This is a genomic window from Aquamicrobium lusatiense (assembly GCF_014201615.1).
Classification (GTDB): Bacteria; Pseudomonadota; Alphaproteobacteria; order Rhizobiales; family Rhizobiaceae; genus Mesorhizobium; species Mesorhizobium lusatiense.
In genome coordinates this window covers 91537-113211 of record NZ_JACHEU010000006.1, presented here as the reverse complement: position 1 = coordinate 113211, position 21675 = coordinate 91537, and the positions used below count along the sequence as shown (strand labels likewise).

Sequence of the window (21675 nt, the reverse complement as noted above, 5' to 3'; positions counted from 1 at the left end):
CTCATCACCGCAAAGGCCGAAACCTTCACTCCGAGGAAGCTAAACTCTGCCGCCCACGCTTCTCTTTCTTCATATTCAATTGTCAAAGAACGGACACACAAGTGTGTCAAAACTGGTTGCGGGAGGGCGCAACAGACGATCTCTGCGGAATGGGGCCGGAAATGCAAAAACCTCCGCGGCGGGGCCTGCGGAGGTTTTGCAATTATCGTTGGTTGCGGGGGCGTGCAACCAACGATACTTGCGATTGGTCGAACGCCAAATCCCCAAGCTCGCTGCTTAATGTAACTCGTTGCCATCGTTTGACAAACCCTGCTTTCGCAGTATTCATGCCGCGAATTTAGCAGCCGAGACCGGTCACCCGCTGCATGGTCGCGCGACTGATGAAGATCGTGGGTAACGCGCAACTCGGCCTGCCACGACTGCAGCTGGCCGAGTACCATCTCTCAGGCTGTTCGGCGCCTAGCTCGGCCGGAACGAAATCCGGGCGCCGGGTGTTTCGCGCTGCCGGAACGGGCCGCGGGTCAAGGGGCCGCGCGAGGAAAGGCGCCAGTTCTATTGATCCGGGTGGAGCCTGACGCCAGAAGATCCATCACTCGCTTTTCGAGGCAGGGGGCACGCGCGAGGTGGTGCGGGTGACTTCAGCTGGTCCGCGGACAAGGCTGCGCGCGATGCAAGTGGCGCGCGCCGCTCGGGGCAGCGGGCCGCCCTGTGCCGATGCTGGCCGACGCCGCGCGGAGAAAGCTGCGGTTCGGAATGTATTTAGATACAATAGAAAAACCATATGATTGCCTGAGTTCGGCGGGGGGTTCTGGTGGACTCATGGCGTAATTACTCAGCATGGCGCGACTGCTATGGGAAATCCCGGCATCACTACGCGCGTTCGCAAATAATTCTGTTGACATCAAAGGTTCGTTTATTTGACTTTATGGCGAGGGGAAGGGCGAGTCGGAGGAGGCTTGCCTGCTGCCAATCCCGGCGGTCCCGGCAAACGGAGGACATCATGATGGCACTAAAGACCCTGCTTGCGAGCGCGGCCCTTGCCGGCGTCATGGCGCTGACCGCGTCTGTGGCGCAGGCCCGGGAAATGAGCCTCGCGACCTATATTCCGGCCAATTCCTCGTTCGTGACTGAGCTGGTAGAGCCCTTGGTGGCCTGGATCAATGAGCGCGCCAATGGCGAATTCACCATCACGGTCTATGCCGGCGGCACGCTGGGTCGGGATCCGAACCAGCAGGATCGCATCGTGTCGTCGGGGATCGCCGACATGGCGGCAATCGTTCCGTCGCGCAATCCCGGCGCCTATCCGCACTATCGCATCTTCGAACTGCCGGGTATGGCGCGCAGCGCCGAAGAGGGCAGCTATGCGGCCTGGCAACTGCACCAGGAAGGCATTTTGCAAACCGGGGACACGCTGCATGTCATCGCCGTCTGGACCACGGATCCCTATCTTATCCACACCGCCGAGCCGGTGAATGGCCCGGGCGACGTCGCGGGACTGCGGATGCGTGTGCTGGGGCAGACGCAGACAGAGTCGGTGCTGGCCTTGGGCGGCGTGCCGCAGGGGATGAGCATGACCGAAGCCCCGGAAGCGATCAGCCGCGGCACCCTGGACGGCGCGCTGGCCGACTGGGCGGTCTATGATATCTTCCGGCTGGGCGAGGTTGCCGACTATACCTATACGATGCCACTTGGCGTGCTGGCGATGGCGCTGGTGATGAACCCCGACAGCTATGCCGAATTGTCGCCCGCAGGGCAGGCGCTGCTGGACCAGGCCGGCGAAGAGTGGCAGCGGCTGCTGGCCGAGTTCTACGGGCGCGACCGGGCGCGGATCATCGAGGAGGGCGTCGCGCGCGGCCATGTGATCACCCAGGCCAGCGACGCCGACATCGCCGCGGTGAACGAGGTGACCTCGGGGATGCGCGAGTCCATGCGGTCCGTGGTGGGCGAAGAGGTGCTCGACGCTTACGGTCGGCTGCTCGACGCGTATCGCGCCGGTGCGCGCTGACCGCGCCGCCTCCTGAGGGGCTTGCTGGCGCGTTGACGGCTGACCGGGGTGGGGCGGCCCGGGCAAGATCGGCAGGTCTGGCAGCAGCATAACCGGGGTTTCGGGCGTGCTCTTGTAGCGGCGTGCCCGTGCCCCTGTCCGGGCAGGGGCGCCGCCCGCCTCGTCATGCAGGAAGGGGTTGCGGCCTTGCCGCGGCCATCCTTGCCGGGCTGCATGGGGCCGGGCTCAAAGCGCACGTTGAACACACACACAGAGGAACCGCGCACCGCGCGCCGCCCGGGGAGGGGCGTTCCATGCGACCAACGCAAGCGCAGATCGACCGTTACCATCAGGCCGGCCTTTGGGGGACGGAAACGATCGAAGCCCGGTTTCGCGCCAATGTACAGCGCCTGCCGGACCGCCTCGCGCTGGCCGATGCCCCGAACCGGACGGAGTTTTCGGAAGGGGCGCCGCGCAGACTGACCTATGCCGCCCTCGACCGCGAGGTGGAGCGGTTGACGGTGTTGCTGCGGTCCCGGGGCGTCACCCCCGGTGACGTCGTGGTCTACCAACTGCCCAACATCATCGAATCCGTTGCGCTGTTGCTGGCCTGCCTGCGCGCCGGTGCCATCGCCAGCCCTCTGCTGGTGCAATATGATCGAAACGAGGTCAGCCATGTCCTCGACACGCTCAAGCCGCGGGTGTTCGTGGCCGGGCGATTCAAATCCCGCGATCTCGCCGCCGAAGCCGAGCCGTTGTGCCAGGCGCTGAGCTGTGCGCTGCTTCGAACGGCGGATCTGCTGGCGGCACCCGCCCCGGCAGGCCCGGTTCCGGTGGGCGCACGCGATGCCGACGATGTCGCGACGATCTGCTGGACCTCGGGGACCGAGGGGCAGGCCAAGGGGGTGATGCGGACCTCGAACAACTGGTTCGTCACCGGGCGCAACATGTATTTCAGCGCCGCCCTGCGCGATGGCGACGTGATCCTGAACACCCGGCCGCTGGTCAACATGGCGGCGATCGGCGGCAGTTTCATGTCCTGGCTAGTGATCGCCGGAACGATGATCATGCACCACCCGCTCGATATTCCGCTGGTCATCCGGCAGATCCGGGACGAGCGCGTGACGATGACCCTGATGCCCCCGGCCTTCTTTGTCTCGCTGCTCAAAGACGAGGCCCTGCGGGCCGATGCCGATCTGTCCAGCCTCAGGCTGATGGGAACCGGCTCGGCCGCGATCCCGGCCTGGGCGATCGACGGGATCGAGCGCGAATTCGGCATCGAAATCGTCAATTTCTTCGGATCGAACGAGGGGACCAGCCTGCTCAGCACGCCGCGCGAAGTGCCCGACCCGGCGCTGCGCGCCACCCATTTTCCACGGTTTGGACGCCCCGAATTCGACTGGCCGACCTTTCCGCCGACCCATGATTTCACCACGCAGCTGGTCGACCCCGCAACCGGAGACGAGATTACCGAACCGAACAGGGCCGGTGAGCTGCGTATCGCCGGGCCGGGGATCTTTCTGGGCTATGCCGGCGAGCCCGCGTTGACGGCGGCGGCCTTTGACCAGCGGGGGCGCTATCGGACGGGGGATCTGTTCGAGATCGCCGGAACCGGCCCTATGGCGCGCTACTACCGGTTCGTCGGCCGCAACAAGGATATCATCATCCGCGGCGGCCTGAAGATCGCGCCGGCCGAGCTCGACGATATCATCGCCGGCTTTGATGCCGCTGCCGAGGCCGCCTTTTTTGGCTGCGATGACGACCGTCTGGGCGAAATCGTCGGCGTTGCCGTGGTTCCGCGGCCCGGGCGCAGCGTCTCGCTGGACGATGTCGTGGCCTATCTCAAGGAGCGCCGCGTGGCGGTGTTCAAACTGCCGCAACGGTTGGTGCTTCTCGATGCGTTGCCCCGCAACGCGCTGATGAAGGTGCAGCGCAATCTGTTGCGGGACATGGCACGGGATGTCCGAAATTTGGAGGAGGGACAGGAATGATCGCAGGATGGATTGCCTGGCTGGCGCTGGGCGTTGCATGGCGGCTGGCGATGCCGCGCGAGGCGCGGGGCCGGACCTGGAACTATGTGCAGATGCTGCTGCCGGGGGTTGTCCTGGCGCTTGCGCAATGGGGTCCGCCCGGCCTTCGGGAGCCGCTTGGGGCCTACCTGTTCGGCGGGGTGGCGGTCGTGGTGCTGGGTGCGCTGGGCTGGGCGCTCGGTCAGGCGCTACGCAATCACAGCATCATGGATGTGGTCTATCCGGCTCTCAGCTTCGGCGTCGCCCTGGCGACCGTTCTGGCGGCCACGTCAGAGGTGAACATGCGGCTGACGGTGCTTCTGGGCCTGATGGCGCTGTGGATGGTGCGGTTGGTTTTCCATGTGCGCGGCACGAATGTCGCCGTCGAGCAGGAGCCCTATGCCAGCCTTCGCAAGCGCTTTGGACCCCGCTGGACCGTCTGGAGCTTTTTCTCGGTCTACATGCTGCAGGGGGTGATCATCTGGATCTGGTGCGCGCCCTTTGCCTTCGCGGGAATCGCCGGGGTTGCGACGCTGCAGCCGACCGATTGGATCGGGGTTGCGGTCTGGCTCGTCGGGTTTGCTTTTCAGGCTGTCGGCGACCACCAGATGAGCGCCTTCAAGGCCGATCCCGCCAACCGGGGGCAGATTATGGATCGCGGCCTCTGGGGGTATACCCGTCACCCCAACTACTTTGGTGAATCGCTGATGTGGTGGGGGTATTTTCTGTTCGCGCTGGTGCATCCCTGGGGTTGGGTCAGCGTCGTCGGGCCGCTCTATGTCACCTGGTTCATGGGCTGGGGCTCGGCCACCCCGGGCAACGAGCGCCACATGCGCAAGACGCGTGGCGAGGCCTTCGAGGCGTATGCGCGCCGTGTTCCGATGTTCTTTCCGCGTCTGTGGCGCGCGCGTTCCTGACGGAGGGGTGTGATGCAAACCGATCTTACCGACCGCGTGGCGATTGTGACCGGCGCGGGCAAGGGGCTGGGGCGCGCCTATGCGCTGGCGCTGGCGCGGGCGGGGGCTGCGGTGGTAGTCAACAACCGCCGTCATCCCGGACAGGCCGACGACGAGACCTCGGCGGCCCGGGTGGTGGCGGAAATCGCCGCTGCCGGCGGCACGGCCATTGCCGACTATTCGTCGGTCGAGGCCGAGGACAGCGGTGCCCGCATGGTCGAGGCGGCGCTGCATGCCTTTGGCCGTCTCGATATCCTCATCGCCAATGCCGCAGCCCCGCAGGCTGCGAGCTTTCACAAGTTGTCGCTGGCCGAGTTCCGCGCGGTCTTCGATGTCGGTTTCCTTGGAACGCTGCATCTCGTCCATGCCGCCTGGCCGGTCCTGCGCGAAAACGGCTATGGCCGGGTGATCCTGACCAGCTCGAGTGCCGGGCGCTATGGTCAGCACGGCCTCAGCGCCTACGGGGCCTCGAAGAGCGCCGTCGACAGCCTGGTGCGCACTCTCGCCGCGGAAGGGGGGGCGCGGGGAATCCTAGTCAACGGGGTTTCACCCTATGCTCAGACGCAGATGACCGCGGCACATATCCGCGGTGAGATGGCCGAGGTGTTCGCGCCCGAGCGGGTCGCGCCGCTGGTGGTCTGGCTGGCAGGCGAGACCTGCACGGTGACCGGCGCAATCCTTGTTGCCGGGGGCGGACGGTTTCGGCGGGTCAACGCCGTTGAAACCCCGAGCCTTGCCGTCGAAACGGGCTTTGCCGACCTCATGGAGCGCCTGACGGTCGCACCGGCCGTCTCGCATTCCAGTTCCAACCGGGCCTTCGATACGCTGCTGGTGGAATGCGGGTTGGAGCCGCGCAGCCCGATCGGGGACTGAGCGGCCGACTGTCAGGGGCTGGTGCGCGGCTCATGCCGATTGACGTGCCAGCCATCCGGGGAGGACCTCGGCCGACTGGGGCACGCCCGGCTATGGCGAAAGGCCGGTGATCGAACCCGCAACCATCGAGACCTTCGCCGCCGCGGCGTAGGCGATGATCCGCAAGGAAGACACGGCCACGAACGTAGTTCTGGGCAATTCGATGGGGGCGCTGATCGGCCCGCTCTTGACCAACTACGAGGACAAGGTGAACGGGTTGATCCTGTCCGCCGGGTCGATGGGGCTGCCGAACCGCTCGCCCGGATAACAGCAGACCTTCCTCGACGAGCGGCTGGCCCCGATCGAGCGCGGCATGACCGTGCAGGAATACGCCCGCCCGCTGATCGCCCACATGATGGGCAAGGGCGCCAGCGGCCCCCTGGTGGACAAAGTGTTCGGGGTCGTCATTGGCATGTGCACCGAGACCTTCCGCACCTCGCTCAACGCGATCACGCTCTATGACGGCCAGCCCGCTCTCGAAGCCCTGAAAGAGCCGACCCAAGCACGCCGCGGAAATAGTCTCTGCTTCGGAACGCTATTCCTTCATCAGGGCCGGGCGGCGTGTTTGGTAAATGCGCTGGGGGCCGTTTCACCGCTTCATGCGGCCAGCAACCGGGGCAGTCTCGCGAGATTGTTGGCAGTCATTGTCATGATGAACCGCGACCGGACGCGTTCGACGCCGCGATACATGGCCTGAGCCATGCCGCCTACGGACTTGGCTCAGCCAAAGGCCTCCTCAATCCGTTCTCGGCGCATTTGGGACTGGCCGTAGCCCTCATGCCGGGTGGTTCGGCCATCGATTGCTGGATTTCGCGATTTCTGGGCGATGTGCGGCGCCGCACAGGCTTGTCGGAGGTCGGAAACGAACCCACCTGCGTCATAGCGCTTGTCGGCCCCAAGCGTCAGCCGCCGGGTTGATCCGGGAGAATGGCAGTGGACCATATCGAGGGCGGCCTTGCGCTCGGCATGGCCGTCGGCCTGGGTCAGGTCGCCTTGCACGATCAGACCGTTGCGGTTCCCCGTCAACGCATGTCCGGCGAAACACAGCATCGCCCCGGTGCCCGGAGATTTCTTGTAGAGCCGTGCGTCGGGGTCGGTGGTGGAGGCATGGGTGGCGTTCGAGCGCTTCTCGCCCTTGAAATCGACCTCAGCATTGCGGTGGCGGTGGGAATTGCGGGGCATCGGGTCGGTCTTGGTTGGAGTATTGGAAGGCGCGGGCTCAAACGTGGCATCCAGGGCCGGGGGATCGCCTGGCCCCTCATCGTCAGGCGGGGCGGCCTCGGCCTTTGGCTGGAAGTTCTTCATCAAAGCCCAAGCTTTCACCAGCGTGTCATTGACCGAGAAGTGGTCGTCCGACAACAGCGGCGCGACCTCGCGATGCGCAAGGATCGCGGCCATCTCCGTGCTCAGCAGCCGGTCCCGGTTCTTCGTGGACACGGTGGGAGCCCAGACCGGATCGTCGATGGCCAGCCCCACGAACCAGCGGAACATCAGGTTGTAATCTATCTGCTCCATCAACTGCCGCTCGGAGGGGACCGAGAACAGGATTTGTAGCAAGCTCGCCCGGATCAGGCGCTCCGGCGGGATCGAGGGACGCCAGAAATCGGTGTAAAGCGCCTCGAACTCTGCATCGAGACTGCCGAGCGCGTCATTCACGACTTGTCTGATCTTGCGCAAAGGGTGTCGCGCGGGGATGCGCACCTCCAGATCAACATAGCTGAACAGCGACCCGCTCGTCTCGTCGGTCCCGCGTATCTTCACCCCCCGCCGTTTACCGTGCAGAGGGTCAATCATGTTCTCAAATCGTTGTCGAGGCAGGACCATTTCGGCAACCTGCTAGTGGTCGCGGGCGGGTTCGACCCGGCCTGTTGCGCGGCGGGGATGCAGCTGATGCAAGAACTCGTGGGGCGCAGCGAACTCCTTATCATTCCCGTCGTTGGCCATTTGTGGCTTTGCGGAGGAGCCCGATATTTACGAAGGGATAGTGCTGGACTGGCTGTCGGGGACTTCCTGAAGCTGACCGGTTAGCCGAAGCAAGCCTTGGCTGGCCCGGGCCGGGCCGGAAATAGATTGGGGCGATGTCTGGCCTGGCATCTGCCCAAAACCCAACATCGCCCCTTTCACGTTGCTAGAACGACGGCCGTTCTATCTGGGGCAATCCCAAGAGCAGAGCAGAATATCAGGCCCCGGCCTTGCGGGCGATCTCGACGAATTTTCGCGTCTGGTCCAGGGCCGAGCCATGCGTCACCTCGCCCTGCCGGTCGGCGATCCGGTCCATGGCAGCGGCGATTCCCCGGGCGGTGCGCTCGGCCGGGGGCAGCCAGGCGCCTTCGGTCTCGGCGATATGGGTGACGGCAAAGACCCCTGCCCCGGCCCCCAGGATCACCCGCGACGGCGCGTCCTCATGCGTGAGGTACAGCACCCCGGGCGTCACCGTCTCAGGCGCCAGCAGCGCGGCTTCCTCGGCGGTGATCAGCCCCTCGGTCATGCCGGTCGCGGCGGTCGGGGCCAGGGTGTTGACGCGGATGTCGTATTTCGCACCCTCGAGATGCAGCACGTTCATCAGCCCGATCATCGCCGCCTTGGCCGCGCCATAGTTCGACTGGCCGAAATTGCCGTAGATCCCCGAGGCCGAGGAGGTCAGCACGATCCGCCCGTAGCCCTGGGCGCGCATGATCTCCCAGACCGCCCTGGTGCAATGGAAGCTGCCGGTCAGATGCACCGCCAGGACCAGGGCGAAATCGGCCGGGGTGAGCTTGGCGAAGGTCTTGTCGCGCAGGATCCCCGCGTTGTTCACCAGCACATCGACGCGGCCCCAGGCGTCCATCACCTGGGCCACGCCGCGCTCGACCGCCGCCATGTCGGCCACGTCGCAGGCAAGGGCCAGCGCCTCGCCACCGGCGGCGCGGATCTCTTCGGCGACGGTATTCGGCGCGGTCAGGTCGAACAGGGCGACCCGCGCCCCTTCGGCCGCCAGACCCAGCGCATGGCTGCGCCCCAGTCCGGCGCCCGCGCCGGTGACGATGGCCACGCGGCCCGCGAAATCCTTGTTCATGCGTTCTCTCCGAAATTCAGCATGACCAGCCAGTCGGCGACCAGCGCCGGGCGCTCGGCGCCCTCGACCTCGACCGCGACGGCGAGGCGCAGCAACTGGCGGTTGCCGGGCTTGTCCTCGACCGCGTTCAGGGTGAAGACCGCGCGGATCCGCGCGCCCGAGGGGACGGGGCTGAGAAAGCGGATCTTGTCGAAACCGTAATTCAGGCTTTCACGAACCTCGCCCAGCACCGGCAGCGCCTGCTCCGCCAGACGGCTCAGCATCGACAGGGTGAGAAAGCCGTGGGCGATGGTGCCGCCGAAGAGGCTGGCGGCGGCACGGACCGGATCCACATGGATCGGCTGGTGATCCTCGGTCACCGTGGCGAAGGCGTCGATCCGGGCCTGATCCAGCAGCACCCAGTCCGACGTGCCCCACACCGTACCGACCCGGTCGGCCAGCGCGCTCATGCCTCGTCCTCGCGGAACATGTGCAGCGGCGCCTTGGCCGAGATGCCGCCGTCGAGCGGCAGGATCGCGCCCGAGATATAGGCCCCGCCGCGACCGGTCAGGAACAGCACGCTCCCGGCGAGGTCGTCCTCGCGCCCGATCCGGCCGATGGGGACGACGGCCGCGGCGGCGGATTTTCCCGCCGCGTCGCCCAGCGAATAGCGGGTCATCCTGGTTTCGAACGGGCCGGGGGCAATCGCATTCGTGGTGACATGACGGCCCGAGAATTCATTCGCCAGAATCCGCGTCAGGTGATGCACCGCCGCTTTCGAGGCCGCATAGGAATAGGCGCCGTCGGCGATGGGCATCGTCCCCATGACCGAGCCGATGTTGACGATCCGCGCCGGGTCATCCGCGGTGCCCGCCGCCATCAGCATCGGCATCAGCCGTTGCGTCAGGGCAAAGAGGCCCGTCACATTGACCGACAGCACGCGGTCGAAAGCCTTGAACCCGTGGCTGCCGAAGGGCTCGCCCCAGGTCGCCCCGGCGTTGTTGATCAGGATGTCCAGCCGGTCGGTGCGGGCGGCGACCTCGTTGGCCAGCGCCTCCACCCCCGCTTCGGTGCCGACATCGCCCGCGAAGCCCTCGCAGGGGCCGAGCGCTGACAATTCCCGGGCCACGGCGACGCAGGCATCCCCCTTGCGCGAAGCGATGAGGAGACGCGCCCCGGCGGCCAGCAGCGCCTCGGCGGCGGTGCGGCCGAGGCCGGTGGCGCCGCCGGTCACAAGGGCGGTCTTGCCGGTCAGGTCGAACAGGCGGGCGGGGTCGATCATGGGGCGTCTCCGGTGAAGTCGAGCAGGGGAACGGGGTTGCCTAGGGCCAGGTCGAAGCCGCGATGCGCGCGCGGCAGCTCCGAGGCGATGAAGAATTGCGCGAGGATGCGGCGCTCGTCGCTGCCCGCGACCAGCGCCTGATCCAGCAGCATCCAGGCGGCCAGCGTCGTCCCGAAACCGTCCAGCACCTCGGTCGCGACGCCCATCCAATGGGCGCGGGGCAGCATCGGCAGCGCCTCGCGCACGGCAAGGAACTTGTCCCAGGCGGCCGAAAGCGCCTGCCCTTCCCCGGCCAGCCCCTGCCCTTTCGCCCGTTCAAGGGTCCGGGCGACGCGCTCGGCCAGCATCTCCAGCCCGGCGCCGCCTTCCTTCAGCAGTTTGCGGCCGACGAAATCGAGGCCCTGAATGCCGGTCGTGCCCTCGTGAATCGGGTTCAGCCGCTGGTCGCGGTAGAGCTGTTCGACATCGAAATCGCGGGTATAGCCGTAGCCGCCGTGGATCTGGATGGCGATGCTGTTGACCTCCAGCCCCCATTCCGAGGTCCAGGTCTTCGCCGCCGGGGTCAGCAGGCCCAGCAGCCGGTCCGCCCGGGCGCGGGCCTCGGGCGTCTCGGCGGTGTCGCGGTCGTCGACCAGCCGGGCGCAAAACAGGATGATCGACAGCGCCGCCTCCGCAATCGCCCTCTGCCGGGTCAGCATCCGCGCCACATCGGCATGCGCGGCGATGGCGACCGGGGCGCCGGCGGGATCGATCCGCCCCTGCAAGCGGGTGCGGGCATATTCGACGGAGAGCGCCTGCGCCCGCATCGCAATCGAGGCCGCGCCCATGCCGACGCCCAGCCGGGCCTCGTTCATCATGTGGAACATGATCGCCAGCCCCTGCCCCGGCTTGCCCACCAGCCAGCCGACCGCCCCCGCCTGCCCGCCCGGGCGGAACCGCGTGCCCTCGCCGAAGTTCAGCAGGCAGTTCGAGGTGCCGCGATAGCCCATCTTGTGGTTCAGCCCGGCCACGGCGATGTCGTTGCGCTCGCCACCCGGAAGGTGCTTCGGCACCAGAAACAGCGACAGGCCCCGCGTGCCTTCGGGCAGGGTGCCGTCGGCGTCCGGGATCTTGGCCAGCACCAGATGGTGGATCGTCGCCGAGATGTTCTGATCCCCGCCCGAAATCCACATCTTGTTGCCGGTCAGCCGGTAGCGCGCGCCGAGCTCATCCTGCCCCTCGGCCACGGCGCGGGTGCGCACATCGGCCAGCGACGAGCCTGCCTGCGGTTCGGACAGGCACATCGTGCCGAAGGCGCTGCCGTCCAGCTGTTTGGGCACGAAGGCCTCGATCTGCGCGGGGCTGGCGTTGTGGACCAGCAGCCGAGCGTTGCCGACGGTGAGCATCGCATAGCCCGCCGTCGTCACATTGGCGGCAAAGAAGCTGCCGGTCGCGGCCATATGCACCAGTTCGGGCAGGCCCAGCCCACCATGCCCGGTGGCGAAGGGCGCGGCCATGAACCCGGCCTCGGCATAGGCGCGCAGCGCCTCACCCGCCTGCGGCAGGACCTCCACATCCCCCTCGGCGGTCAGGCGCGGTTCGACCTGATCGGCGGTCTTGTAATGCGGCAGGAATTCCTCGCGCGCGATGCGGTCCGCCAGACCCAGCAGCGCGCTCACCGATTCGCGGTCGTGATCGGCGAATCGCGGGCGGGACAGAAGGCTTTCCAGCTCCAGCCAGTCGAACAGCAGGAAATCGACCAGATCAGCGGGCAGAAGGGTGTCGGTCACGGCGCATCCTCGGTCATGGATAAGACTTGCCCGGCAAATGCGAGGTCATTGGCTGCCGCCATAGCCCGCTTTCAGTTCGCGTATGATATCCGCTGCGGGCTGTCGCCGTGACGACGCCCCGACACCATGCCCTGCGGACCACAGGTCGCGCCAGCGCTTAGTGTTGCCCTCGATCTTGCTCAGATCGAAGGGGCGCCCGGACACCAGCGTATCGGGGTCGATCCCGGCGCGGAGCAGGCTTGGCCGCAGCTTGTTCGCGAGGGCGCCGGTGATGGCGTCGGTGGCGATGATGTCGTCATAGCTGGAGGCGACGACCATTTCCTTGAAATCGTCGACCGCCAGGCTTTCATCCGCGGCCAGGAAGCGCGTCCCGAGCGAGGCCAGGTCGCCGCCGATCTGGCGCACGGCACGGATCGCGCCGCCGGAGCTTATACCACCAGCGACGACCAGCGGGCCGTCGAAGAAGCGGCGCACCTCATCGACGAAGGCAAAGGGCGAGACCAGCCCGGTATGCCCGCCAGCACCGTTGCAGACCAGGATCAGCCCGTCGGCACCGGCCTCGACCGCCTTGCGCGCCAGTTTGGGCGAGTTCACATCGGCAAAGACCAGGGCACCCCAGCCATGCGCCGCCTCCAGCGCCGGGGCCGGGCTGCCGAGCGCGGTGATGATCAGCGGCACGCGCGCTTCGGCACAGGCCTCGAGATCGGCGGAAAAGCGAGGGTTGGTGCGATGCGTGACCAGATTGACCGCATAGGCCGCCCGCCCCGGCGCCCCGGCGCGGGCATTGAGCTGAGCCAGCCAATCGCGCAGCTCGTCGGTGCTGCGCGCGTTGAGCGAGGGGAAGGCGCCGACCATCCCGCCATCGCAGACGGCCGAGACCAGCGCCACGCCCGAGACCAGGAACATCGGCGCCGCCATCGCCGGGATCGTCGCGCCCAGCCGGTCCAGCAATGTTGCGCGCAAGTCGGAAGATCCAAAGCGTTCGGTCATGCCGAGATCCTTTCTCAAAGCGGTCAGAGTCCGTGATGCCAGAGCATTCAGCTACACTTAAAGAACATACCATTTGAGGGCGGTCAATGGCCAATCCTCGTTTCCCGCCGCGCAGTCCGCGATGGGGCAACGAGGCTTGAACAGCCGCCTCGGCGGGTGTTCAGCCCGAATGGTCGAGGAATTCGATCTCGGTCCGGCTGATACGTTCGCCGCAGACAGAGCAGCGATAGACCGGGGAATACTGATGGCCGCAGCTGCGGTGGTGAAACACCAGCGGGACGCCGGTCCCGTCATCGCACCAACGGTCGCCCCATTTCGCCAACATCGAGATATAAGGAAACAATTCCAGACCACTACGGGTCAGATGAAAGGCTTCATAGCGCTCGCTATCCTCGATCGACCGGCGGGTCAGGACGCCGATGGCGAGCAATTCCTTCAAGCGCATCGACAGGACCAGCGGCGGGATCTGGAGATAGGCCACGAGGTCGTTGAACCGCCGGACGCCGCGAAAAGCGCTGGCGACGATCGCTGGCGCCCACATGTCGCCGAACAGCGCCAGCGCCTCGGGCGAGCCCAGGGCCTCGGGGCCGTGACGGACGGCGGAATTGGCGCGGCGGCGCGAATGAGGCTCCACCCGCTGCTCATATCCCTGGCCTGGTCCCGGTTCAGCAAATGTATTGAATGGGCTCAAAGGCTGGGCGCAGGTATCGCAGCTGAGGATCAGGTCGCAAGCATGGCCGCAGCGCGTGTGACGAAACAGCGGAGTGGCGCCATTCCCGGGGTTCTGCCAGTGGCGCGACCAGCGGACGATGGCCGCGAGGGGTTCCCACAGCTCCAGCCCGGCTTCATCGAGGACATATTCCATCCGCTTGCCGCCCTCATGGGCCGGGGTCTTGCGGAACACGCGGGCCTCGACCAGGCGGTCCAGACGGTTGGCCAGAACGGCCTTGGGGATGCCCAGGTCGCTTTGCCAGTCCGAGAACCGGCGCGTCCCCTCCAGCGCCGAGCGCAGGATCAGCAGCGTCCAGGCATCACCGAGAATGGCGAGGGCACGCACCACCGAGTATTTCGCCACCAGGGCGGGCGCACCGGGGGCTTCCTCCTGCTCGCGGCTCATGCGCTTCCTTTCTCGCGGGGATTGCCGAAGTTCACGGGAAATACCCATCCTTGTCAAGCAACTGGCCCGGGAACCGGCACCAATCAGCGCGGCAGATCCAGAAGCGTCGGCAGCCACAGCACCAGCGCCGGGAACAGGATCACCAGCGTCAGCCGGATCAGATCCGACACCAGGAAGGGCACGATCCCGACGTAGATGTCGCGCAAACTACTCTGTGGCAACATCGACTTCATGATCAGGGCATTGATCCCGATGGGCGGCGTCACCATGCCGATCTCGATGACCATGACCATGACGATACCCCACCAGATCGGGTCCATCCCCATGTTCAGGATCAGCGGATAGACGAAGGGCATTGTCAGCACCATCGCCGAGACGGTGTCGAACAGCGCCCCGAGGATGATGTAGATGACCATCAGCCCGGCGACGATCATCAGCGGCGGCACGTCCAGATTGCCGACGATGGCGACCATGTTGGACGGCAGCCGCGACAGGGTCAGCGCATAGCTGAACACGCTGGCGCCGATCAGGATCACATAGAGCATCGCGCTGGTCGCGGCGGTGCTGTAGAGATTGTGCCAGAACACGGCCCAGCTGGTCTTGCCGCGCACGACGGCGATCACCACGGCCAGGATGGCACCGATCGACGCGGATTCGGTGACGGTGAACAGGCCCGAATAGATGCCGCCCGCGACCACCGCGGCCAGAAGGATGGTCGCCCAGCTTTCGCGCACGGCCTGCGCCCTTTCGCGCCAGCTCGATTTCTCGCCCGCCGGCCCCGCGTCGGGGTTGAGCGAGACCACGACCCAGATCGACAGCATGTATCCGACGACCGCCAGCACCGCCGGAACCAGCGCTGCGGTGAAGAGCGTCAGGATGAATTGCTCGGATAGGACGGCATAGAGCACGATGATGACCGAGGGGGGCACCAGGATGCCCAATGTTCCGCCCGCGGCGATGCTGCCCGTCGACAGGGTCGGGGCATAGCCGCGCTGGCGCATTTCGCCGTAAGAGACCTGGGTCATGGTCGAGACCGTCGCGATGGACGAGCCGCAGACCGCGCCGAAACCCGCGCAGCCGCCGATCGTCGCCATCGCCAGCCCGCCGCGGTAATGGCCGAGAAAGGCGTAGGCGAGGCGATAGATGTCGCGCCCCATGCCACCCGAGGCGGCAAAGCTGCCCATGATTAGAAACAGCGGAATGATTGCCAGTTCCAGACTGGCAAAGACCGTCGAGGCCTCGGTTCCGACGATGGCGAAAGCCGCTGACCAGTTGCGCAGAAGACCAAAGGTCAGCACGCCCGAAACGCCCATCGCAATGCCGATGGGCACATGCGTCAGGATCATCAGGAACAGGGCGGCGACACCCAGAAGGCCGATGGTTTCGGGGCTCATACGTGATCTCCATCCGCAGCGGGAGCGGCTTTGCCGGTGATGATCAAAAGCGTGACGAGACCCTGCATCGGCACCGAGACCCAGACGATGACCGCCGCCAGCCACCACAGCGGGCCGGTGGGAATACGGGCGACAACGGTGCTGGCGTGGCCCGCCGTCTCCTGGCCGGCGATGACCGTCATCTGCCAGGCCAGAACCGCGAGCGCGGCACTCGTGACCAGCGCCCCGAAAGCGGTCAGCCAGCGATGCGCACGGGATCCCAGCGCGCCGCCCAGGAATTCGATGGCGACATGCTTGCGCAACATGACACCCGTCGGAAAGCAGGTGGCGACAATGATGATGATCAGGAGGCTGGCCGCGTCATGCGCCCAGATCAACGGATAGTTGAAGACCGCCCGCGCCACCACCGAGGCGACGGTGATGAGCGCGATCAGCATCAAGCCAAGGATGCCGATCAGCGCGGTCGGCCTGCTCAGCCCGATGCTGAGCCTCTCCAGCCGGTCGTATTTCATGTCCAGCCCCCTTTTGTGCTCAGCGCGTGCCGCTGCGATGGTCCATCAGCGCCTGTTCATAGGCGGCCATCACGCCGTCACCGGCAGCCCCGGCGACGCGTTCGCGCAGATCCGCGGTTGCTTCGACGATCCCGGCGATCTGTTCTTCGGTGGGAGCGTTGATAACATGACCGCGCGCCGTGTAGGTCTCGAGGATGCGCGCGCGCTCGCGGCCGTAATAGGCGATCATCAGGCGCTGCCATTCCTCGCCGGCTTCGGTCATGACCGCCTGCCCCTCGGGCGAGAGTTCGGCATAGCTTTCGGGGTTCATCACCAGCGCCATTGCCAGGACGCCCAGCGGGATCTCGTAGCTGTAATGCGCGACCTCGCCCAGGCGGAAGATGTCGAACACCGACCAATCCGCCAGCGCGCCATCCAGCGTGCCGCGGCTGATCGCCTCGGGTGTTTCGGTGATGCTGACGCCCTGCGGCACGCCGCCCATCGCCAGCACGGATTCGGTCTGTGTCTGGCCCAGGACGCGAATGCGCAGGCCCTGAACGTCGGCCGGGTCGGTGATCGGGGCCGAGGTGTGGAAGATATAGGGGTCGGTGGTCCAGGCCGCGACCAGATGCAGGTCGTCGCCGGTCCGCAGGTTTCCGTCGTTGTGCATCTGCCAGACGGCATAGCTGCCCTCTTCGGCCGAACGCGCCAGTCCGGGCAGCTCGAACACGCCCCAGTCGGGATAGGCGCCGGCGTTCCGGCCCGGGACGATGACCGCCAGGTCGGCGATCCCTGACGAAACGATGCGGTCCTGCTGGCTCGGGTCACGGCCCAGCGTGCCGCCGGCGTAGACCGCCAGCGAGAACTCGCCGTTGGTGCGTTCGTTGATCCAGGCGGCCAGCGGTTCGAGCAGGTCCGTGACAAAGGACGAGTTGGCCGGAAGATAGGTCGCAACGGTCATTTCGCGGGCCATCGCAGGCAGTGCCGCCAGGCCGATTGCTCCGGTCAGGGCCGTGCCCAGCAGCAGGGTTTTCAGTGATGTCATGGTGTCCTCCCATTCGATTGAGCTGTCCCGAGGTGACGGGTGGGCGCTGTCGATTCGCCCCGTTTTCAGTGTATTCAGATCATATAAATGAACCTAAGTTGTCAATGAAATTTACACGGAGAATGTCGATTCTAGCGCGAAAATACTGCATTGGAGGGCCAAATTTCTAGGCATAAATGGGCATTTTCGGATCCAAGCTGGCTTGTGGAGTCCTTATATATAGTCTTTTTATTATACTTTGTGGCAGGCCATCCAGCGGGACAGCCTCAGGCGTTGCTCGGAAGACAGGGGAACCGGGCGGCGCTGTGCGCTGTCGATCAGAACCTGCGTGCAGCGACCCCGGGCGATCAGCGCGCCGTCGCGGCTGATCTCCTGTTCGATGTCAAAGCTGCTCGTCCCTAGCCGCCCGACGCCCAGGCCGATCTCGACCGTCCCGGGCCAGTGCATCTCGCACAGAAAGTCGATGGTCATCGTCGCCAGCACGACGGTCTGGCCTGCCGCCTCACGAAACCCGCCGGGCTGGCTTTGGAATTCGACGCGGTTTTGCTCGAACAGGGTCGCATAGATCGAGTTGTTCACATGGCCCAGCGGGTCCATGTCGCGAAACCGCAGGGCTTCGCATGTGCGAAACGGAAGTTGCGCGGGGGCGGGGCCGTCAGGCACGGGTTGCCTCGCGCCCCAGCACCGCCGCGGCCGCGGGAATGCGCCGCGTCAGGAAATCCAGGATTTCGCGGTTGAAGCCGTCGGGATCCTCGGCCCAGCCGAAGTGGCCGACGTGATCCATGCAGCGGTATTCGCCCTGCGCGATCTTGGTGGTGAGTTTCTCCATCACCTTGGGCGGCGCGGCCGACAGATCGTGCCCTCCGGCGATGCACAGCGTTGGTACGCTGATATGCGGCAGCACCTCGCGCGCATCAAAGCGCGAAACGGCCTCGATCGCCGCGCGGAAGGTTTCCGGTTTCATCTGCGAGACGACGCGGATCACCAGATCCGTCGCCGGATGAGCGGCGCCTGGCGCGAACATGGTGCGCAGCATTTCCGGCGCATAGTCTTCCAGCGACCGGCCCGCATCGAGGGGCGCCACGCGGTCGCGCACAAAGGCGCGCTGCCAGTCCCCTTCGGGGCGGCCAAAGGCCGCGCTGGTGGCGGACAGGATCAGCCCGTGGATCGCGTCGGGCATCATGCCATAGGTGCGGATCGCCACCATGCCGCCCATCGAGTGCCCCAGCACCAGATTGGTTTCGGTCCGCTCGCGGGCAATCAGATGTGTCAGTGCCTCGGCGGCGCGCTCGACCGAGAACCCCTCGGGCAGGGGGCTGACGCCGTAACCGGGCGCGTCCCAGGCGACGATGCGCAGCCCGCGCTCGCTGAAGGTCTGCAACTGGTTGCGCCAGTATTCCTTGGCGCCAAAGGCGCCGTGCAGCAGGAAGAGGGTGACCGGCCCCTCACCGGTAACGCTGTAATCGGGGAGGATGCGGGTCATGGTTCAGTCCTTTGTCTGGCCTGCGTCCGGGTCTGGTCGTTTGCGAACAGGCCCCGGATCGCCTGAAGATCGGTCTTGCCGCTGGGCATGGTGGGCAGGGTGTCGAGGGCGCGCAGGTGCTCGGGCAGCTTGTAGACGGCGACCTTGCACTGATGGCGCAGATGGTCGGCCAGATCCTGCAGCCGCAGCGCGGTCCCGGGGCGCAGCACCACGGCCAGGCCCACTGTCTCGCCCAGCTTTGCATCGGGCACCGGCACGGCGACCGCCTCGGCCACCGCGGGATGGGTGGTGGCAAGCCCCTGGATTTCCTCGGCCGAGATATTCAGCCCGCCGCGGACGATGATGTTCTTGAGCCTGCCGGTGAAGGACAGGTATTGCCCGCGGTCGCCGGCGATCTCGAACAGATCCCCCGTGCGGAACCATCCCTCACCATCGAAGGACTCCCGCGTCAGGTCCGGGTCATCCCAATACTGGCGCAGGATCGCGGGGCTTTTCAGCCGCAGTTCGCCGATCGTGCCCAGGTTGGTAATCTCCACCTCGGTTGCGGGGTCGACCAGGCGTGTCCGCGTCCCCTCCAGAACCGGCAGGCGCGAGCCCGCCTGCCCCTCGGCGTGGCGCAGGAAGCAGCGCGCGCGGATCTCCTCGTCGGCGATATCCTTGTCCGAGGCGATCAACATCGCCCCTTCGCTTGACCCATAGATATTGACCAGCGTGATCCCGAAACGCTCGCGAAAGGCGCTCATCAGCCGTGGGTCGAGCTGCGCGGAACCCGAGGTGATGTGGTGCAACGCCCCCATGTCGAGCGCCTCGCCCGCCTCGATCCGGCGCAGGATCATGTTCAGGATCGCCGGCGGGCAGCTGGTGACTTCGGGGCGCTCCTCGGCGATCTGACGCAGGAACACATCCAGATCGAAGGGGTGGTGCAGCACCATCCGCGCAGCCGAATACAGCCAGGCGGCCAGGCCGTTGGCAAGCGAGCCGATCGTGTTCAGCATCCGCGGCGACAGGAAGCAGCCGCCGACCGGCAATTCCGCGACATCCTCAAGAAAGCGGCGGACGGCCAGGATATCGACATGGCTGCGCGGCACCGCCTTGGGCCGTGCCGAGGTGCCCGAGGTGAAGACGATGAAGGCCAGATCGTCAGGCACAACCGCGGCTGCGGAGCGAAACCCATCCAGCGCCATCTGTTCGGCCCCGTTCAGTGGAGCGTCGAGATCAAGCCCGCGCACGCCCTCGGGCAGGCCCTCGCCGAAGCCGAAGACCATCGGCGCCAGAGGCGACCTGCGCGCCGCACCGGCCAGCATCGCCGCATTCGCATGCGAGCCCAGCCGGACATGGCCGATCAGCGCGCGCGGCGACAGGCGTTCGATCAGCGCATCGACCTCGCCTTCGCGGTACTGAACGGGTATCGAGGCGACCACCACCCCGAGCTCGAGGCAGGCAAGCTGCGCAGCCAGCGTTTCGTGCAGGGTTGGCGCGACCAGAAGCACGATATCGCCCTTGCCCAGGCCGGCCTGGGCAAGGGTCAGCGCCAGCCGGTCGATCCGCTCGCCGAGCGCGCGCCAGGTCAGTCGCCGGGCGGCGCCCTCAGCCACCCGCGCCCGGTCGATCGGGTCGATGAGGCACAATTGATCGCCATGCAGGCGACGATTGAGGCCCAGCAGATCCTGCAAGACTCTGATCTCGGTGCTGTCCCGCAACGTGCGTGCCTCCCTGCATCCCCGGATTTGGTGGCATTCTATTACATTAAAGAGACTTACTTGCAACACGCATTATGCGCCGCGCCGTCGACGAGCGGAGCCCGACACGCCGACGCAAACAGAACACATGCCTGTGCAACACGGTAAGAATCCCAGTTATTTCGCGAGTTTGGCTCACAGAAACCCATCAGTACGTCGCGGTCAGGTGGGGCTCAATAGCAGGCCATCGCTCTTTCTCCATTGTAATTAGGTTCGTTATATGTATCTTGATTCTCGGGTTGAGAGGGGAGATGGGTGATCCATGGATGCGTTTGTCGTTGATGCTATCCGCACGCCACGGGGGCGCGGCAGGCCAGGGGGCGCGCTGAGCGACTTGAGGGCGGCCGAGCTTTTGGCCGGATTGTTCACTGAAGTCGCGCGGCGTTTCCCCGGGGTGGATGAGTATGCCGACGATACGATGATCGGATGTGCGACGCAGGTCGGCGATCAGGGGGCCAACATCGGCAAGACGGCGTCGTTGTTGGCGGGCTGGTCGGTCGCTGCACCGGCCGCCACCATGAACCGGTTCTGTGCTTCGGGATTGTCCGCGACAGCCTTGATGGCCGAACGCGCCGCAGTGCAGGATGCCGTCACCGTCGCGGGCGGCGTCGAGATGATGTCGCGGACGCCGATGCTGGCTGACAAGGGAGCGATGTTCATGGATCCGCAGATCGCCGCAAGGCTGGGCGCGCTGCAGCCCGGCGTTGCGGCGGATCTTGTCGCAACCCAGTTCGGCTTCAGCCGCGCGGAATGCGACGCTTATGCAGTGCTGTCGCAAGAGCGCGCCGCCGCCGCCCAGGATACCGGGCGCTTCCGCTCTATCGTGCCGGTGCGCGACGCGGCCGGTGCGCTGGTTCTTGACCGGGACGAGACGATCCGGCGCACCAACACCCTGGAGTCGCTGGCCGCGCTGCAACCCGCCTTTGCCGAAGCCGCCGCCGGGCGCGACGGCGAGATCCTGCGCGGGCTCTTTCCCGACCTGCCTCCGCTGAACGCGGTTCATCACGCGGGGAATTCTCCGGCTATGGCCGATGGTGCGGCGCTGGTGGTGCTGGCCTCGGCCTCGGCCGCGCGGCGGCATGGGCTGCGGCCCCGGGCGCGGGTTCTCGCCACCGCCGAGGCCAGCGTGTCGATCACCCAGATCGGGGCGGTCGATGCCACCCGCAAGGCGCTGGCCCGGGCCGGCCTCAACGCCGCCGATATCGACCTGTGGGAGGTGCGCGACAGTTTCGCTGCCGTGACCCTGCACTACCTGCGCGAACTGGCGGTGCCGCTGGAGCGGTTCAACGTCAACGGCAGCTCGATTGCCCTTGGACACCCGATGGGGGCGACCGGGGCAATGCTGGTCGGAACGCTGCTGGACGAGATGGAACTCCGCGGCGTCGATCGCGGCGTCGTCGCAATCACCGGCGCGGCAGGAGTTGCCAGCGCCGCAATTCTGGAGCGCGTGGCCTGACCGGCGCCGCGAGT

General features: G+C 66.1%; 19 protein-coding genes and 1 pseudogene. 7 read left to right on the top strand and 13 right to left on the bottom strand.

Features of this window, described 5'->3' with window-relative positions; all coding sequences use genetic code 11:
- The first annotated feature begins 1000 nt into the window (after positions 1 to 1000).
- From HNR59_RS19640 to HNR59_RS19615, 6 genes are all read left to right on the top strand, one after another.
- The gene (locus HNR59_RS19640; RefSeq protein ID WP_183832841.1) at positions 1001 to 2005 is read left to right on the top strand and encodes a TRAP transporter substrate-binding protein; all 1005 of its coding nucleotides are present in this window, start codon (positions 1001 to 1003) and stop codon (positions 2003 to 2005) included.
- A 128-nt stretch (positions 2006 to 2133) separates the two neighbouring features.
- Positions 2134 to 3975, top strand: coding sequence for an AMP-binding protein (locus HNR59_RS19635; RefSeq protein WP_183832839.1), 1842 nt, complete (start codon positions 2134 to 2136; stop codon positions 3973 to 3975).
- Positions 3972 to 4910 (top strand): DUF1295 domain-containing protein, encoded by a 939-nt coding sequence (locus tag HNR59_RS19630; RefSeq protein ID WP_210307466.1) that lies wholly within the window; start codon positions 3972 to 3974, stop codon positions 4908 to 4910. Before HNR59_RS19635 ends, HNR59_RS19630 begins: the two co-directional genes overlap by 4 nt.
- 12 nt (positions 4911 to 4922) lie before the next feature.
- Positions 4923 to 5822 (top strand): SDR family NAD(P)-dependent oxidoreductase, encoded by a 900-nt coding sequence (locus HNR59_RS19625; protein WP_183832837.1) that lies wholly within the window; start codon positions 4923 to 4925, stop codon positions 5820 to 5822.
- Between the two features lie 154 nt (positions 5823 to 5976).
- Positions 5977 to 6129: a hypothetical protein gene (locus HNR59_RS19620; protein WP_183832835.1), complete on the top strand. Its 153-nt coding sequence runs from the start codon at positions 5977 to 5979 to the stop codon at positions 6127 to 6129.
- Positions 6130 to 6174: 45 nt separating this feature from the next.
- Positions 6175 to 6558: a hypothetical protein gene (locus tag HNR59_RS19615; protein WP_183832833.1), complete on the top strand. Its 384-nt coding sequence runs from the start codon at positions 6175 to 6177 to the stop codon at positions 6556 to 6558.
- Here HNR59_RS19615 and HNR59_RS19610 read toward each other — a convergent pair.
- From HNR59_RS19610 to HNR59_RS19550, 13 genes and pseudogenes are all read right to left on the bottom strand, one after another.
- Positions 6459 to 7616 (bottom strand): annotated as a pseudogene (locus HNR59_RS19610) (IS5 family transposase). The gene HNR59_RS19615 and the pseudogene HNR59_RS19610 overlap by 100 nt on opposite strands.
- Before the next feature lie 424 nt (positions 7617 to 8040).
- The gene (locus tag HNR59_RS19605; RefSeq protein ID WP_183832831.1) at positions 8041 to 8916 is read right to left on the bottom strand and encodes an SDR family NAD(P)-dependent oxidoreductase; all 876 of its coding nucleotides are present in this window, start codon (positions 8914 to 8916) and stop codon (positions 8041 to 8043) included.
- Positions 8913 to 9365 carry a MaoC family dehydratase gene (locus HNR59_RS19600; protein WP_183832829.1) on the bottom strand — a complete coding sequence of 151 codons (453 nt, stop codon included), beginning with the start codon at positions 9363 to 9365 and terminating at the stop codon, positions 8913 to 8915. The genes HNR59_RS19605 and HNR59_RS19600 overlap by 4 nt, the downstream gene beginning before the upstream one ends.
- Entirely contained in the window at positions 9362 to 10177 is an 816-nt protein-coding gene (locus HNR59_RS19595) for an SDR family NAD(P)-dependent oxidoreductase (RefSeq protein ID WP_183832827.1), read from the bottom strand. Before HNR59_RS19595 ends, HNR59_RS19600 begins: the two co-directional genes overlap by 4 nt.
- Positions 10174 to 11946: an acyl-CoA dehydrogenase family protein gene (locus HNR59_RS19590; protein ID WP_183832825.1), complete on the bottom strand. Its 1773-nt coding sequence runs from the start codon at positions 11944 to 11946 to the stop codon at positions 10174 to 10176. The genes HNR59_RS19595 and HNR59_RS19590 overlap by 4 nt, the downstream gene beginning before the upstream one ends.
- A gap of 45 nt (positions 11947 to 11991) precedes the next feature.
- The gene (locus HNR59_RS19585; RefSeq protein WP_183832823.1) at positions 11992 to 12936 is read right to left on the bottom strand and encodes an NAD(P)H-dependent flavin oxidoreductase; all 945 of its coding nucleotides are present in this window, start codon (positions 12934 to 12936) and stop codon (positions 11992 to 11994) included.
- Between the two features lie 160 nt (positions 12937 to 13096).
- Positions 13097 to 14053 carry a winged helix-turn-helix transcriptional regulator gene (locus HNR59_RS19580; RefSeq protein ID WP_183832821.1) on the bottom strand — a complete coding sequence of 319 codons (957 nt, stop codon included), beginning with the start codon at positions 14051 to 14053 and terminating at the stop codon, positions 13097 to 13099.
- A gap of 83 nt (positions 14054 to 14136) precedes the next feature.
- A complete protein-coding gene (locus HNR59_RS19575) occupies positions 14137 to 15447 on the bottom strand; it encodes a TRAP transporter large permease (protein WP_183832819.1) in 1311 nt (436 codons plus the stop codon).
- Positions 15444 to 15959: a TRAP transporter small permease gene (locus HNR59_RS19570; protein WP_183832817.1), complete on the bottom strand. Its 516-nt coding sequence runs from the start codon at positions 15957 to 15959 to the stop codon at positions 15444 to 15446. Before HNR59_RS19570 ends, HNR59_RS19575 begins: the two co-directional genes overlap by 4 nt.
- A 19-nt stretch (positions 15960 to 15978) precedes the next feature.
- The gene (gene dctP / locus HNR59_RS19565; RefSeq protein WP_183832815.1) at positions 15979 to 16983 is read right to left on the bottom strand and encodes a TRAP transporter substrate-binding protein DctP; all 1005 of its coding nucleotides are present in this window, start codon (positions 16981 to 16983) and stop codon (positions 15979 to 15981) included.
- A 231-nt stretch (positions 16984 to 17214) separates the two neighbouring features.
- Positions 17215 to 17580 carry an acyl-CoA thioesterase gene (locus tag HNR59_RS19560; protein WP_183832813.1) on the bottom strand — a complete coding sequence of 122 codons (366 nt, stop codon included), beginning with the start codon at positions 17578 to 17580 and terminating at the stop codon, positions 17215 to 17217.
- A gap of 58 nt (positions 17581 to 17638) precedes the next feature.
- On the bottom strand, positions 17639 to 18466 hold the full coding sequence (locus tag HNR59_RS19555; RefSeq protein ID WP_183832811.1) for an alpha/beta fold hydrolase: 828 nt from the start codon (positions 18464 to 18466) through the stop codon (positions 17639 to 17641).
- Complete coding sequence (locus HNR59_RS19550; protein ID WP_183832809.1) at positions 18463 to 20166, bottom strand: class I adenylate-forming enzyme family protein; 1704 nt, start codon at positions 20164 to 20166, stop codon at positions 18463 to 18465. The genes HNR59_RS19555 and HNR59_RS19550 overlap by 4 nt, the downstream gene beginning before the upstream one ends.
- A 301-nt stretch (positions 20167 to 20467) precedes the next feature.
- On the opposite strand from HNR59_RS19550, the gene HNR59_RS19545 reads away from it, so the two are divergent.
- Positions 20468 to 21661: an acetyl-CoA C-acyltransferase gene (locus HNR59_RS19545; protein ID WP_183832807.1), complete on the top strand. Its 1194-nt coding sequence runs from the start codon at positions 20468 to 20470 to the stop codon at positions 21659 to 21661.
- Positions 21662 to 21675: the final 14 nt, after the last annotated feature.